This is a genomic window from Azospirillum formosense (assembly GCF_040500525.1).
Lineage (GTDB): Bacteria > Pseudomonadota > Alphaproteobacteria > Azospirillales > Azospirillaceae > Azospirillum > Azospirillum formosense_A.
Genome location: NZ_CP159402.1, coordinates 74,070 through 87,019, shown reverse-complemented (window position 1 = coordinate 87,019; position 12,950 = coordinate 74,070). Strand labels below are relative to the sequence as shown.

Genomic DNA, 12,950 nt, shown 5'->3' with positions numbered 1-12,950 from the left:
CGCCCTCACACCACCAGGATCGCCAGCAGCAACGCCGGCAGGGCCGGCATCCGCGGCAGGCGGAAGCGGCGCGGCGGCGGCACCCTGCCGGTCCGGCGCTCCTCCCGGCGGTCCAGCCGTCCGGCCTCCAGCACCACCGTCGTCATCGCGTCGAACACGCCCATCGCTCAGCCCTCCCGAAGATCGGAGGGCACTCTGCGCCCGCGCGAAAAATCTTGGAAACGAATAGGCTTTATGAGGATCATCACAGATCGTGATGGTCCTTTCGCGCGTTGAACCCGCGTGCCCCCTCTGCTTGAATGCGTGACCATGCCGGCCAACCTCGACACCGACCTCCTGCGCGCCTTCGTCGCCGTCGCCGACGCGCGCAGCTTCACCCGTGCCGGCGACACGCTGGGCCGCACCCAGGCCGCCGTCAGCCAGCAGGTCCGCCGGCTGGAGGAGGTGGTGGGCACCCGCGTCTTCCAGCGCGACACCAAAAGCGTTCACCTGACGCGGGAGGGTGAGCTTCTGCTGACCTACGCCCGGCGGATGCTGACCCTGAACGACGAGGTGCTGACGCTGATGCGCCGGCCCGCCACGGTGGCCAGCGTGCGCATCGGCACGCCGGACGACTACGCCACCATGCTGCTGCCCGGCGTGCTGGCCCGCTTCGCCGCCGCCTACCCCGACGTGCCGGTGGAGGTGATCTGCGACAACAGCCCCGATCTGGTGGCGGAGATCGACAAGGGCCGCTACGACCTTGCCCTGGTCACCCGCCACCCCGACAGCCGCAGCGGCGAACTGGTCCGACGGGAGCCGGTGGCCTGGGTCGCCCCGCCGCGTTCCACCGTCGTCGATGCCACTCCCATCGAGCGCGAGGACCCGCTGCCGCTGGCCCTGTTCCCCAAGGGCTGCGTGGTGCGCGACCTCGCCGTGGCGGCGCTGGAGGACATCGGGCGCGGCTGGCGCGTCGCCTTCATCAGCAAGAGCGTGGTGGCGGTCCATGGCGCCGTTCTGGGCGGGCTGGGCGTCACCGCCATGGAGGAATGCACCGTCCCGCCCAGCCTGCGCCGGCTGACCGCGGCGGACGGCTTTCCCGCCCTGCCGGACATCGACATCGCGCTGCACCGCGCCCCCGGCATGGCCGCCAAGCCGGTCCGCCTGCTGGCCGAGGCGATCCACGATCTGGTGGGCGGGGGCCGGGGCGGAGATCGCGCGGCCTGACGGGCCGTGCCGCTCCGTGACATTCGCCCCGGCGCGCACGCGCCGGGTTGCCCCGGCGGGGCGGACCAGGGCAAAATGGGCCTTCCTCCAAAGGGGTCCACCGCCGTGCGCACGCGTTCCACCACCGCCTCCCGCGCCCTGGCGCTGCGGCTGATCCTGGCCGCGGCGACGATGTGGTTCGCCCCGGACGGTGCCCTGGCGCAGAGCCCCGTCGCCATCGGCGCGCCGCTGACCGGCGAGGTGGTGCTGAACCGCGACATCGAGGTGCGCATCGGCCCCAACGCCGACGCCCGCATCATCCAGACCCTGCCGCGCGGCAAGGCATTGAACGCGCTGGGCACGCCGCGCGGCACCAGCTGGACCGAGGTCGCCATCGGCGGCCAGCCCATCGGCTATGTGCCCTCCGACTCGCTGGACCCGGCGCTGATGGTGTCGCGCTCGATCACCGCCGCCATGGGCGCCACCGCCGCCGGGACCAGCGCCGGCGGCCCGCCGCCCTCGTCCGGCAAGCCGCCGGTGTTCCACCGGGGCGCCGCCGTGGTGCCGCGCAGCGCCTGGGAGATCGCCGCGCAGGTGCCGGCCCAGGGCTATGTCGTGGCGGCGGACGCCATCAAGGCGACGGAAATCCTCGACAACAAGAAGCGGCGCAGCTTCACCCTGCGCAAGGGCGACGTGGTCAGCCTGATCGATTCCGCGAACGGGCGGGTCACGCTGGGCATGCCCGGCCGGACGCGGGCGGTCGCCACGACGGACGGCCTGATCGGGGTGGTCGCCCCCTACCCGCTGCCCGGCATGCCGCCGATCGAGCCGGGGCCGCTGTTCGCCGCGCGGCTCGGCGAGTATGTCAGCCACGCCGAGGGGCTGCGGGCCTGGCAGGAGTTCACCTACGGCCCGGGGACGGCCTACCGCGACCTGCCGCCGATGGTCTGGCCGGTCTTCCGCGGCGCCCGCACCACCTACCAGATGGGCGTCGGTCCCTTCACCCGGACGCAGGTCGACAATGTCTGCGGCGCGCTGGCGCAGCGTTCCATGGACTGCTGGGTGATCGAGCTGGACACCTTCTGACTGCTGGCCTGACCCTGGCCTGCCCCCCGGCGGCGCCCTCCACCATGCGGCAGAGACGCGCCGCCTCCGTTAAATTACTGAGCTTTTTCGTCGAAAATGCATCGATCGTGGCGGTAGGCGGGCGCGGCCGTGCCGTGTTAATCTTTCTTACTTCCCCGCCCGCTCCGCCCCAGGCTGTGCCCATGACCGACTCCGACGACGAGTTCCTTTTTCTGGACGACCAGGACGGCGACGGCAACGGCGAAACCGGGTCGCCGGCCACCGGGAACCGATGGAAGATGTTGATCGTGGACGACGAGCCGGAGGTGCACTCCATCACCAAGCTCGTCCTGGCCGACTTCGCCTACAAGGGCCGCCCCGCCGAGTTCATCTCCGCCTATTCCGCGGCGGAGGCGCGGGCGATCCTGGAGCGCGAGGAGGACATCGCCATCATCCTGCTGGACGTGGTGATGGAGACCGACGACGCCGGGCTGCAGCTCGTCCACCACATCCGCGAGGAGCTGAAGAACCGCCACGTCCGCATCATCCTGCGCACCGGCCAGCCCGGCCAGGCGCCGGAACGCGCGGTGATCCTCGATTACGACATCAACGACTACAAGGCCAAGACGCAGCTCACCGCCCAGCAGCTGTTCACCACCACGGTCGCCGCCCTGCGCTCCTACGAGGACATCATGGCGATCGAGATGAACCGGCGCGGACTGGAGAAGATCATCGAGGCGTCGTCGTCGCTGTTCCAGGCGCGCTCGATGAAGCTGTTCGCCGCGGGCGTGCTGACCCAGCTCTCCGGCATCCTCGGCGTCGGGCCCGACGCCATCCTGTGCGTGCAGCGCGGCCCGGTCATCAGCGGCGCGGCGGACGGGCTGTATGTGCTGGCCGGCTCCGGCCGCTTCGAGACGCTGATCGACGAGCCGGCGGCCAACCATGTCGAGCCCGCCGTCCTGGCGGAGGTGAAGCGCTGCCTGGAATCGCGCGGCAACCGCTACGCCGCCGACCACTGTACGCTCTACATCCGCACGCCGAACGACCGGGAGAACGTGGTCTATCTGAGTTCCGACCGGCCGCTGTCGGACCTCGACCGCAACCTGATCGAGGTGTTCTGCCGCAAGATCTCCGTCGGCTTCGACAACCTGCATCTCTACGAGCAGCTGCGCCGCAGCCAGGAACACACGGTCATCGCCATGGCCGATCTGGCCGAGCGCGCCGGCCATCCCGGCGCGGAGGCCGAGGCCGGCCCGCGCATCGCCCTGGTGACCGACCGCATCGCCCGCCGGCTGGCCGAGGAGGGGCGTTATCCCGCCATCCTCGACACGCTGTTCCTGGAGTCGGTCGGTCTGGCCGCCATCCTCCACGATGTCGGCAACGCCACGCTGGACCCCGCCATCCTCGGCAAGACCGGGCCGCTGACCCCGGAGGAGCGGGCCTTCATGCAGGCCCACACCACCATGGGCTGGGACCTGCTGGACCGCGCCAGCCGGCGGTCCGAGGGACGGACGCATCTGCATCTGGGGGCGGAGATCGCCCGCTCGCATCACGAGAACTGGGACGGCACCGGCTATCCCGACCGCCTGCAGGGCGACGCCATCCCGCTGAGCGCCCGCATCGTCGCGGTGGCCGACAGCTTCGACGCCATGACCCGCGACCGTCCCTACCGCAAGGCGCTGGACCATGATGTGGCGGTGGCGGAGATCCGGCGCCTGTCGGGCAGCCGGTTCGATCCGCTGGTGGTGGACGCCTTCCTGGCGGTGTCCGGCAACCTGCGCCGGACGTGAGGCGGACGCCCCGTTCCCGTGGGCGCGGTCAGCCGGCGCCGTTCATCAGGGTGTCCACCATGTCCTTGAGCGGACCGATCTGCACCGGCTTGTGCAGCAGCCGGCAGCCCAGGGCGGCGGCTTCGACCTGACGCTCCGGCATGGTGTCGCCGGTCAGGATCAGGGCGGGCACCGCGGCGCCGACATGGGCGCGCACCATCTCCACCGCCTGGGCGCCCGTGCCCCCCGCCGGCAGGAAGTGATCGGCCAGGACCAGCCCCGGACGGCCGGGCGCCTGCGGCAGCCGCTGCGCCAGCTCGGTCAGCGACAGGGCGGTCATCACGTCGTACCCCCAGGCCTCCAGAAGCAGCGCCAAGCCTTCCACGATCGACCGGTCGTCATCCACCACGATGACCAGCCGGCTGGCCTCGTCCGGTGTGCCTCCATCGCCATCCTCGCGGCGGAACGCGCCGCCACCACCGCCCCCCGGCCCACCACCGGCATCCCCGGTCATGGCGAGGATGGAAGCGGGTCTGGCGTGGTCGTTCGTAAAGCTCACCATCGGATTCTTCACCAAGTCTGAGGGCGGCGGAGCCAAGGCACCCCGCGCCGTTTCCAACATGACCGCTTCAAAAAAGAACGAAAAATATTAAAAAAATCGAAATATCAGCGGGACAAATTTTCTGGAATGCCTGCCGTGTATCGTGGAAAGAAAACATTCCATTTCTGAAATTTATAGGCAGCGATGCGCAGCATCGCGACAATACGGAAGCATGATTTGCAAACTTATGTTCATTCGCTTTATCTGATGGACAAACTCCATTCAACTCTGAAAAAGCGCATATGAGGCACGTCCGGATGCGACGCACAAACGCGGCCCAAACAATGGACCACACCATTCTCTGCCAATCCAGACGTGTCGCCTCCGGAACAATCCTTTGAACTGTCCACATCGGGAGCCGTTCCATTCGGACATGGAAAAACAATGGGCCCCCGCCTTGCGACGGGGGCCCGAACTTTGTCTTACGAAATTGAACCCTTTTCCGAGTCTACAGCCTTTGAGTGCGCAAGGTTCAGCTGCGCAGGCTGCCCCCCGTGGCCTTGGCGACCGCGGCGACGATCTTCTGGCCGATGGCCTCGATCTCCGGCTCGGTCAGGGTGCGCTCGGTCGGCTGGAGCGTGACGGAGAGCGCGACGGACTTCTTGCCCTCGTCGACGTTCGTGCCCTGGTAGACGTCGAAGACCGTCACGTCCTTGACCAGCGCCTTGTCGGCGCCCTTGGCGGCGCGGATCAGCTTGTCGGCCTCGACATCCTTGCCGACGACGAAGGCGAAGTCGCGCTCCAGCGGCTGGAAGGGCGAGAGCTGGACCAGCGGACGCGCCGTGCCGCCCTTCTTCTTGGGCAGCGGGACGGCGTCGAGGAAGACCTCGAAGCCGACCACCGGCCCCTTGACGCCCAGCGTGGCGAGGACGGTCGGGTGGATCTCGCCGAAGCGGGCCATCACCGTGGGACCGAGGCGCAGCACGCCCGAGCGGCCGGGATGGTACCAGCCCGGCGCGTCGGTGGTGACCTGCAGGTTGGTCACCGGGGCGCCGGCGGCCTCCAGCACGGCCATCGCGTCGGCCTTGGCGTCGAAGGCGTCGACGCCGCGGGCCTTCTCCGCCCAATGGCGCGGCACCGCGTTGCCGGCGCGGATGCCGGCGGCCACGATGTCCTGCCCGTCCGGCGACGGCTTGCGGAAGGCCGGGCCGACCTCGAACAGGCCGGCGTCGGCATAGCCGCGGTCGGCGTTGCGCCCGGCCGCCTGGATCAGGTTGCCGAGGATCGACGGGCGCATCACGTCGAGATCGGCGCTGATCGGGTTGACCAGCGTCAGCCCCTCGCCGACCCCGCCGAACAGCTCGGCCACCGGACCGGCCATGAAGGACCAGGTAACGGCTTCCGACAGGCCGCGGACGGCCAGCGTGCGCTTGGCCAACCCGACGCGGCGCTGCTTGGTGGAGAGCGCCGGGCGGGTCAGCACGCTCTCGCGCGGCAGCGGCGTCGCGGGAATGGCGTCGAAGCCGTGGATGCGCAGCACCTCCTCCACCAGATCGGCCTCGCCGTGGATGTCGGCGCGCCAGGAGGGGGGAACGACGCGCAGCGTGCCGTCCACATCCTCGCCGGCGATCTCGCAGCCGAGATCGATCAGGATGCGGGTCTGCTCGTCGCGCGGCACCGCGACGCCGCCCAGGGCGGCGACCCGGCCCGGACGCAGCGTCAGGGTGCGGCGCCATTGCGGCTCCTCGCCGGCGATGACGAGGTCGGAGGCCTCGCCGCCGCAGATCTCCAGGATCAGGCGGGTGGCCCGCTCCATCCCCGACACGACCGCCGCCGGATCGACGCCGCGCTCGAACCGGTAGCGCGCGTCGGAGTCGATGCCCAGGCGCCGGCCGGTCTGCGCGGTGCGCACCGGGTCGAAGAAGGCCGCCTCGACGAAAACGTTGACGGTCGTCTCGGTGCAGCCCGTGTCCTCGCCGCCGACGATGCCGGCCAGCGACTCGGCGCGCTCGTGGTCGGCGATCACGGTCATCTCGCCGTCGAGGTCGTACTCCTTGCCGTTCAGCGCCTTCAGCCGTTCGCCGGGACGGGCCATGCGCACGACGATGCCGCCCTTCACCTTGTCCGCGTCGAAGACGTGCAGCGGGCGGGCGGCGTCGAAGGTCAGGTAGTTGGTGATGTCGACCAGGGCCGAGATCGGGCGCAGGCCGATGGCGACCAGCTTGTCCTGCAGCCACTTCGGCGACGGCCCGTTCTTCACGCCGCGGATGACGCGGCCGACGAACAGCGGGCAGGCGTCGGTGCGCTCGTTGGCCACGCCGAGCGGGCTGGGGAAGGCGCCCTTGACCGGCTCGGCGTTCAGCAGGCCGTCCGTCAGCGGCTTCAGCCGGCCCAGACCGGCGGCGGCGAGATCGCGGGCGATGCCGCGCACACCGGCGCAGTCGGCGCGGTCCGGCGTCAGGCTGATGTCGATGACCGGGTCGCCGAGGCCGGCATAGTCGGCGTAGGCCACGCCGACCGGCGCGTCCTCGGGCAGCTCGATGATGCCGTTGTGCTCCTCCGACAGCTTCAGCTCGCGCTCGGAGCACATCATGCCGTTCGACTCGACGCCGCGGATGACGCCCTTCTTCAGCGTGATGTCGGAGCCGGGGATGTAGGCCCCCTCCGGCGCGAAGACGCCCTTCAGCCCGGCGCGCGCGTTGGGCGCGCCGCAGACGACCTGGAGCGTCTCGGTGCCGGTGTCGACGACCAGCACGCGCAGCTTGTCGGCGTCCGGGTGCTTCTCGGCGGAGACGACGTGGGCGACGCGGAAGGGCTTCAGTTCCTTGGAGCGGTCCTCCACCCCTTCGACCTCCAGGCCGAGGGCGGTCAGCTTCTCCACGATCTGGTCGAGCGTGGCGTCGGTTTCCAGGTGGTCCTTCAGCCAGGACAGCGTGAACTTCATGGGTCCGGCTCCTTTAGCGCGTCAGGCCCTGGGCCATGCTGGGAACGTCGAGCGGCACGAAGCCGTAATGCTTCAGCCAGCGGAGGTCGGCTTCGAAGAAGGTGCGCAGGTCGGGGATGCCGTATTTCAGCATCGCCACGCGCTCGATCCCCATGCCGAAGGCGAAGCCCTGGTACTTGGTGCTGTCGATGCCGCAGGCCTCCAGCACGTTGGGGTGCACCATGCCGCAGCCCAGGATCTCCAGCCAGTCGCCGTAGTTGCCGAGCTTCAGCTCGCCGCCCTTGCGGGAGCAGCCGATGTCCACCTCCGCCGAGGGTTCGGTGAAGGGGAAGAAGCTGGGGCGGAAGCGCAGCGGCAGGTCGTCCACGTCGAAGAAGGCGCGGCAGAACTCGATCAGGCAGCCCTTGAGGTGCCCCATGTGGGTCGCCTCGTCGATGACCAGCCCCTCGATCTGGTGGAACATCGGGGTGTGGGTCATGTCGTAGTCGGACCGGTAGGTGCGGCCCGGCGCGATGATGCGGATCGGCGGCTTCTTGTTCAGCATGGTGCGGACCTGCACCGGGCTGGTGTGGGTGCGCAGCAGCATCTTCTTGTCTCCGTTGTCCGGGAGATAGAAGGTGTCGTGCATGTCGCGGGCGGGGTGGCCTGGCGGGAAGTTCAGGGCGGTGAAGTTGTGGAAGTCGTCCTCGACGTCCGGCCCCTCGGCGACGCTGAAGCCCATCTCGGCGAAGATCGCCACCATCTCGTCGATGGTCTGGCTGATCGGGTGGATGCGCCCCTCGGTCTCCGGACGGACCGGCAGGGTGACGTCGATGCGCTCGGCCTGGAGGCGGGCCTCCAGATGGGCGCGGGCGAGGTCGGCCTTGCGGCCGTCGATGGCCGCGGCGATCTCGTCCTTCAGCGCGTTGAGCTGCTGGCCGCGCTCGCGCCGTTCGTCGGGCGACAGCCCGCCCAGCTCCTTCATGAAGCCGGTGATGCGCCCCTTCTTGCCGAGCGCGGTGACCCGCACCTCTTCGAGGGCCGCGAGGTCGCCAGCGGCGTTGACCTGCGACAGGAGTTCGTCTTTCAGCGCATCGAGCATGTCATTTCCCGCGAGCCATAAGGAAGTGCGAGCGTAAAGAAAAAGGGAGCCGGCCCAGAGGCACGGCTCCCTTCTTTCGTGTCCGGCGCCGGACCGGGGTTTCCGCTTGCGCGGCGAACCCTTTAGGCGGCGGCCTTGGAGGCGAGAGCGGCCTGGGCCTGATCGACGATGGCCTTGAAGGCCTCCGGCTCACGGGCGGCCAGATCCGACAGGACCTTGCGGTCGATCTCGATGCCGGCCAGCTTGATGCCGTTGATGAAGCGCGAGTAGGTCAGGCCGTACTGGCGGACACCGGCGTTGATGCGCTGGATCCACAGGCCGCGGAAATCGCGCTTCTTGTTGCGGCGGTCGCGATACGCGTATTGAAGGGCCTTTTCGACCTTCTCGATCGCGATGCGGAAGTTCTTGGAGTTGCGGCCCCGGTAGCCCTTGGCGAGCTTCAGGATCTTGCGGTGACGGGCGTGCGTGGTGACGCCGCGCTTAACACGAGCCATGGTTCAGATTCCCTTACGATATCAAGCGTTGCGCAGCCAGTTCTTCAGCACGATCTTCTGGTCCGGCTCGGCCAGGGTCATCATGCCGCGCGCGTTGCGCTTCATCTTCGGGCTCTTCTGCTCCAGGCAGTGGCGCTTGAAAGCCGCCTGGGCGCGCACCTTACCGGACGCGGTCACCTTGAAGCGCTTCTTGGCGCCGCTCTTCGTCTTCAGCTTGGGCATTTTCAATCCTTGCGTTGGATGTTCCCGACTGACGGTTGGGCATGCCCTGGGTCTCGGACCCGGCCTCGCCGCCCGTTGGAGCGCAGGGTTATACGCGCGGCCACGCCGCAGCGCAAGGGGGAGCGAATGCGGGAGAGGTATGAGGGGACCCGGCGCGCCCCCTCTCCCCTACCGGTATTCCTTGAAGCGCTCGGTCGCCTGGACCAGGGCGGCGCGGATGCCCGGCTCCATGGCGGAATGGCCGGCGTCGGGCACCACGCGGTAGTCGGCCTCCGGCCAGGCGCGGCGCAGCTCGTCGGCGCTGGTGATCGGGCAGACGATGTCGTAGCGGCCCTGGACGATCGCCCCCGGCAGATGCCGGATGCGGTGCACGTCGCGCAGCAGCTTGTCTTCCGGGGTGAAGCGGTTGGAGCGGAAGTAATGCGCCTCGATGCGGGCGAGGCCCAGCGCGTGGGTGTCCTCCGCGCTCGTCGCGATCAGCTCCGGCGAGGGCAGCAGCGAGGAGCAGGACCCCTCGTACAGGCTCCACACCCGCGCCGCGGCCATGCGGGTCGCCGCATCCGGCGCGTTGAGCCGCCGCCAGTAGGACTCCAGCAGGTCGCCGCGCTCCTCCGACGGGATGTGGCCGGCGAAGGCCGCCCAGGCCTCCGGGAAGATCGTGCGCATGGAGTAGAGGAACCAGTCGATCTCCGCCTTCCGCATCAGGAAGATGCCGCGCAGGATCAGCCCCAGGCAGCGTTCCGGGTGGGTCTGCCCGTAGGCCAGCGCCAGCGTCGATCCCCAGCTTCCGCCGAACAGCAGCCAGCGCTCGATGCCCAGATGGCGGCGCAGCCGTTCGGCGTCCTCCACCAGCAGCTCGGTCGTGTTGCGCCGGACCTCGCCCAGCGGGGTGGAGCGGCCCGCCCCGCGCTGGTCCATCACGACGATGCGGTAATGGCCGGGGTCGAAGAAGCGCCGGTGCGTCGGCGAGGCGCCCGCCCCCGGCCCCCCGTGCAGGAACAGCACCGGCACGCCGCGCGGGTTGCCCGATTGCTCCCAATAGAGCGTGTGGATGTCGTCCACGGGCAGAAAGCCGGTCTGGTAGGGGTCGATGGGCGGGAAAAGCTCGCTGCGGGGCATGAAGAGGTCCTGTCAGTCCGGGCCGAATGGAAGCAAGTGTAGGACGCCCGTCCGTCGTCCGCCACAGGCTCACTCCTCGTCGTCGTCGGAAGGTTCCGGCGGCGGGGATGGAGTGCGTCGTGAGGCGCGGAGGGGCGGGGCGGGGTCATCCAGCCGCTCGATCTGCTCGGGATGGGTCGCCTCGATCAGCGGGCCGGCGCGCAGACCCACCCAGCCGCGCACCCGGACGACCCGCCCCTCGTAGGACAGCGGGTCGATGCCGGCGGCGACGAAGGCCGGGAAGGCGGCCCGCCCGATGTGCACCGTGACGTCGGTCCGCCAGTCCTCGCCGAAGTCCAGATAGGCGTCGCCGCCCGCCTTGCTCACCCGCAGCACCCGCCCCTCGACGATCTGGAAGCTGTCGCGGTCGCGGCGCAGCGCGTCCGGGTCGGCGGGCCGCACGGCGTAGGCGCGGGTCCGCCAGATGCCGCGCTCCGCCGCCCGCGCGCCGGCCTCCGCCACCAGCATCTCGCGGGCCAGGGCGCGGGCGTCGGGCCGGGTGTGCACGCGGGCGAGGCCGCGCGCCAGCAGTTCGCCCTGGAGCCACAGCCCGTCGCCGCGCGTCACCTGGGCCAGCAGGCGCCCGTGCCGGTCGGTCCGCGCCTCCCCCCGCACCGTCAGGCGCTGCCCGACGGCCAGTTCCACCAGCGCCTGCCGCGCCGCCTCGGCCAGTGGCCAGGGATCGCCCGGCTCCGCCCCCATGGGCGGTGCCGCGGGCTCGATCCCGGCCAGGCGCAGGCTGCGCCCGTCCTCCAGCAGCAGGGTGGCGCCGTCGCTCACCGCGGCGACGCGCAGCTCCGGCGGCCCGGCGGTGTTCGCCATCAGCAGCAGGGCGGAGAGCAGCAGCGAAGGAATGCGGCGCGGCATGGCGGGCAAAGGCGGGAGGCCGTGGAACAGGCGGACCGGACGGGGAGTTTGATCTCTGCAGACCCCCTTCCGATATAACGACTCATGACGCCCGAACCGACGACCGAACGCAAGCCGTCTTCCCCGTCCCCGCTGCGCCGGATCGCCGCCGCGGGGCTGGCCGTCCTGCTGCTCACCTCGGCCTGTGCCCCGGCCGACGCCCAGATCTTCGGCGGCAGCGAGGAGTCGATCGGCGCGCAGGAACACCCCAAGATCCTCGCGCAGTATGGCGGGGCCTACCCCGACCAGAGGCTGCAGGCCTACATCACCGGCATCGGCAACCGGCTGGCCGCCCAGACCGACCGTTCCGGCCCCTGGACCTTCACCGTCCTGGACAGCGACGTGGTCAACGCCTTCGCCCTGCCCGGCGGCTACGTCTACATCACCCGCGGCCTGCTGGCGCTCGCCAAGGACGAGGCGGAGGTGGCGAGCGTGCTGGGGCACGAGATCGGCCACGTCATCGCCCACCACGGCCAGGAGCGGCAGACCAACCAGACCATCGCCGGGCTGCTCGCCGCCGGCATCGGCCTCGTTCTGGGCAGCCCGGAGCTGGCGCAGATCGCCAACATCGGCGGAACCGCCCTGCTCGCCCGCTACTCGCGCGGCCAGGAGTCGGAGGCCGACCGGCTGGGCATCGAGTATCTGCACCGCGCCGGCTACGACCCCTTCGCCATGGCGACCTTCCTGGAGACCATGCGCCGCGACACCCAATACAACGGCCTGCGCGCCGGCAAGGGGGCGGCGGAGGGCGGCTTCGATTTCTTCGCCACCCACCCGCAGACCGCGGCGCGCGTCGACGAGGCGGCGGCCATCGCCCGCGAGCTGCCCCGCGGGGCGCGGCCCGTCGATCCCTACATGACGGCGATGGACGGGGTGATCTACGGCGACAGCCCGGAGAACGGCTTCGTCCGCGGCCGCAGCTTCGCCCACCCGCAGCTGGGCATCGCCTTCGACGTGCCGCAAGGCTACAGCCTGCTCAACGGGGCGGAGCAGGTGATCGCCAAAGGGCCCAACGGCGGTGCCATCGTCTTCGACGGCGGCAAGGCGCCCGGCGTGCGCGACCCCGCCGCCTATCTGACCGGCACCTGGGCGCAGGGGGCGCCGCTGCGGGACCTGCAATCCTTCACCGTCAACGGCATGCCGGCGGCCACCGCGCTGACCCAGGGCAAGACCGACGCCGGGGCGGTGGACGTGCGGCTGGTCGCCATCCGCGCGGACTCCGGCACGCTGTACCGCTTCACCTTCCTGGCCCCCGGCGGCGCGCTGTCCCGCTTCGACGGCGATTTTCGCCAGACCGCCAACAGCTTCCGCCGGCTGACCCGGCAGGAGGCCGCGTCCTACCAGCCCCGGCGCATCCGCGTGCAGACCGCCCGGCCCGGCGACAGCGTCGAGGGCTTCGTCAGCCAGATGCCGCGGGAACCCTACGCGGAGGAGTTGTTCCGGATCATCAACGACCTGCCGCCGGGCACGCCGATCCAGCCCGGGCGTCCGGTGAAGATCATCACCGGCTGACGGCACCCGGTTGAAGGCCCCCGGTCGAAGGCGGGGTGACCGTTGCAGGACGCGGCGTGATGGCCGATTGCCG

Annotated in this window: 12 protein-coding genes; 4 read left to right on the top strand and 8 right to left on the bottom strand. The window is 70.1% G+C overall.

Features of this window, described 5'->3' with window-relative positions; all coding sequences use genetic code 11:
- Nucleotides 1–5: 5 nt before the first annotated feature.
- Nucleotides 6–164, bottom strand: a complete 159-nt coding sequence (locus ABVN73_RS00400) for a hypothetical protein (RefSeq protein ID WP_353858437.1) — start codon at nt 162–164, stop codon at nt 6–8.
- A 145-nt stretch (nt 165–309) separates the two neighbouring features.
- Between ABVN73_RS00400 and ABVN73_RS00395 the strand changes: the two genes are divergently transcribed.
- The 3 genes from ABVN73_RS00395 (at nt 310) to ABVN73_RS00385 (ending at nt 4,040) form a co-directional block, all read left to right on the top strand.
- Nucleotides 310–1,206: a LysR substrate-binding domain-containing protein gene (locus tag ABVN73_RS00395; protein WP_353858436.1), complete on the top strand. Its 897-nt coding sequence runs from the start codon at nt 310–312 to the stop codon at nt 1,204–1,206.
- Nucleotides 1,207–1,311: 105 nt separating this feature from the next.
- Entirely contained in the window at nt 1,312–2,271 is a 960-nt protein-coding gene (locus ABVN73_RS00390; protein ID WP_353858435.1) for an SH3 domain-containing protein, read from the top strand.
- A 182-nt stretch (nt 2,272–2,453) separates the two neighbouring features.
- Nucleotides 2,454–4,040 (top strand): DUF3369 domain-containing protein, encoded by a 1,587-nt coding sequence (locus ABVN73_RS00385; protein WP_353858434.1) that lies wholly within the window; start codon nt 2,454–2,456, stop codon nt 4,038–4,040.
- A 28-nt stretch (nt 4,041–4,068) separates the two neighbouring features.
- On the opposite strand, the gene ABVN73_RS00380 is transcribed toward ABVN73_RS00385, so the two are convergent.
- From ABVN73_RS00380 to ABVN73_RS00350, 7 genes are all read right to left on the bottom strand, one after another.
- Complete coding sequence (locus ABVN73_RS00380) at nt 4,069–4,581, bottom strand: response regulator (protein ID WP_353858433.1); 513 nt, start codon at nt 4,579–4,581, stop codon at nt 4,069–4,071.
- A gap of 511 nt (nt 4,582–5,092) precedes the next feature.
- Nucleotides 5,093–7,504: a phenylalanine--tRNA ligase subunit beta gene (gene pheT / locus ABVN73_RS00375; protein ID WP_353858432.1), complete on the bottom strand. Its 2,412-nt coding sequence runs from the start codon at nt 7,502–7,504 to the stop codon at nt 5,093–5,095.
- A gap of 13 nt (nt 7,505–7,517) precedes the next feature.
- A complete protein-coding gene (gene pheS, locus ABVN73_RS00370; RefSeq protein ID WP_353858431.1) occupies nt 7,518–8,585 on the bottom strand; it encodes a phenylalanine--tRNA ligase subunit alpha in 1,068 nt (355 codons plus the stop codon).
- 122 nt (nt 8,586–8,707) lie between these two features.
- Complete coding sequence (gene rplT, locus ABVN73_RS00365) at nt 8,708–9,079, bottom strand: 50S ribosomal protein L20 (RefSeq protein ID WP_014238729.1); 372 nt, start codon at nt 9,077–9,079, stop codon at nt 8,708–8,710.
- 21 nt (nt 9,080–9,100) lie between these two features.
- A complete protein-coding gene (gene rpmI, locus ABVN73_RS00360; protein ID WP_094301526.1) occupies nt 9,101–9,301 on the bottom strand; it encodes a 50S ribosomal protein L35 in 201 nt (66 codons plus the stop codon).
- Between the two features lie 168 nt (nt 9,302–9,469).
- Nucleotides 9,470–10,420: a prolyl aminopeptidase gene (gene pip, locus ABVN73_RS00355; RefSeq protein WP_353858430.1), complete on the bottom strand. Its 951-nt coding sequence runs from the start codon at nt 10,418–10,420 to the stop codon at nt 9,470–9,472.
- 69 nt (nt 10,421–10,489) lie between these two features.
- Nucleotides 10,490–11,326 (bottom strand): thermonuclease family protein, encoded by an 837-nt coding sequence (locus tag ABVN73_RS00350; protein WP_353858429.1) that lies wholly within the window; start codon nt 11,324–11,326, stop codon nt 10,490–10,492.
- A gap of 84 nt (nt 11,327–11,410) precedes the next feature.
- On the opposite strand from ABVN73_RS00350, the gene ABVN73_RS00345 reads away from it, so the two are divergent.
- Nucleotides 11,411–12,877 carry a M48 family metalloprotease gene (locus tag ABVN73_RS00345; RefSeq protein WP_353858428.1) on the top strand — a complete coding sequence of 489 codons (1,467 nt, stop codon included), beginning with the start codon at nt 11,411–11,413 and terminating at the stop codon, nt 12,875–12,877.
- Nucleotides 12,878–12,950: the final 73 nt, after the last annotated feature.

Coding starts and splice junctions, on each gene's coding strand:
- pheS (WP_353858431.1), bottom strand. CDS start 8,585: ATGCTCGATGCGCTGAAAGACGAACTCCTGTCGCAGGTCAACGCCGCT.
- rplT (WP_014238729.1), bottom strand. CDS start 9,079: ATGGCTCGTGTTAAGCGCGGCGTCACCACGCACGCCCGTCACCGCAAG.
- ABVN73_RS00345 (WP_353858428.1), top strand. CDS start 11,411: ATGACGCCCGAACCGACGACCGAACGCAAGCCGTCTTCCCCGTCCCCG.
- ABVN73_RS00395 (WP_353858436.1), top strand. CDS start 310: ATGCCGGCCAACCTCGACACCGACCTCCTGCGCGCCTTCGTCGCCGTC.
- ABVN73_RS00385 (WP_353858434.1), top strand. CDS start 2,454: ATGACCGACTCCGACGACGAGTTCCTTTTTCTGGACGACCAGGACGGC.
- rpmI (WP_094301526.1), bottom strand. CDS start 9,301: ATGCCCAAGCTGAAGACGAAGAGCGGCGCCAAGAAGCGCTTCAAGGTG.
- ABVN73_RS00400 (WP_353858437.1), bottom strand. CDS start 164: ATGGGCGTGTTCGACGCGATGACGACGGTGGTGCTGGAGGCCGGACGG.
- pheT (WP_353858432.1), bottom strand. CDS start 7,504: ATGAAGTTCACGCTGTCCTGGCTGAAGGACCACCTGGAAACCGACGCC.
- pip (WP_353858430.1), bottom strand. CDS start 10,420: ATGCCCCGCAGCGAGCTTTTCCCGCCCATCGACCCCTACCAGACCGGC.
- ABVN73_RS00380 (WP_353858433.1), bottom strand. CDS start 4,581: ATGGTGAGCTTTACGAACGACCACGCCAGACCCGCTTCCATCCTCGCC.
- ABVN73_RS00350 (WP_353858429.1), bottom strand. CDS start 11,326: ATGCCGCGCCGCATTCCTTCGCTGCTGCTCTCCGCCCTGCTGCTGATG.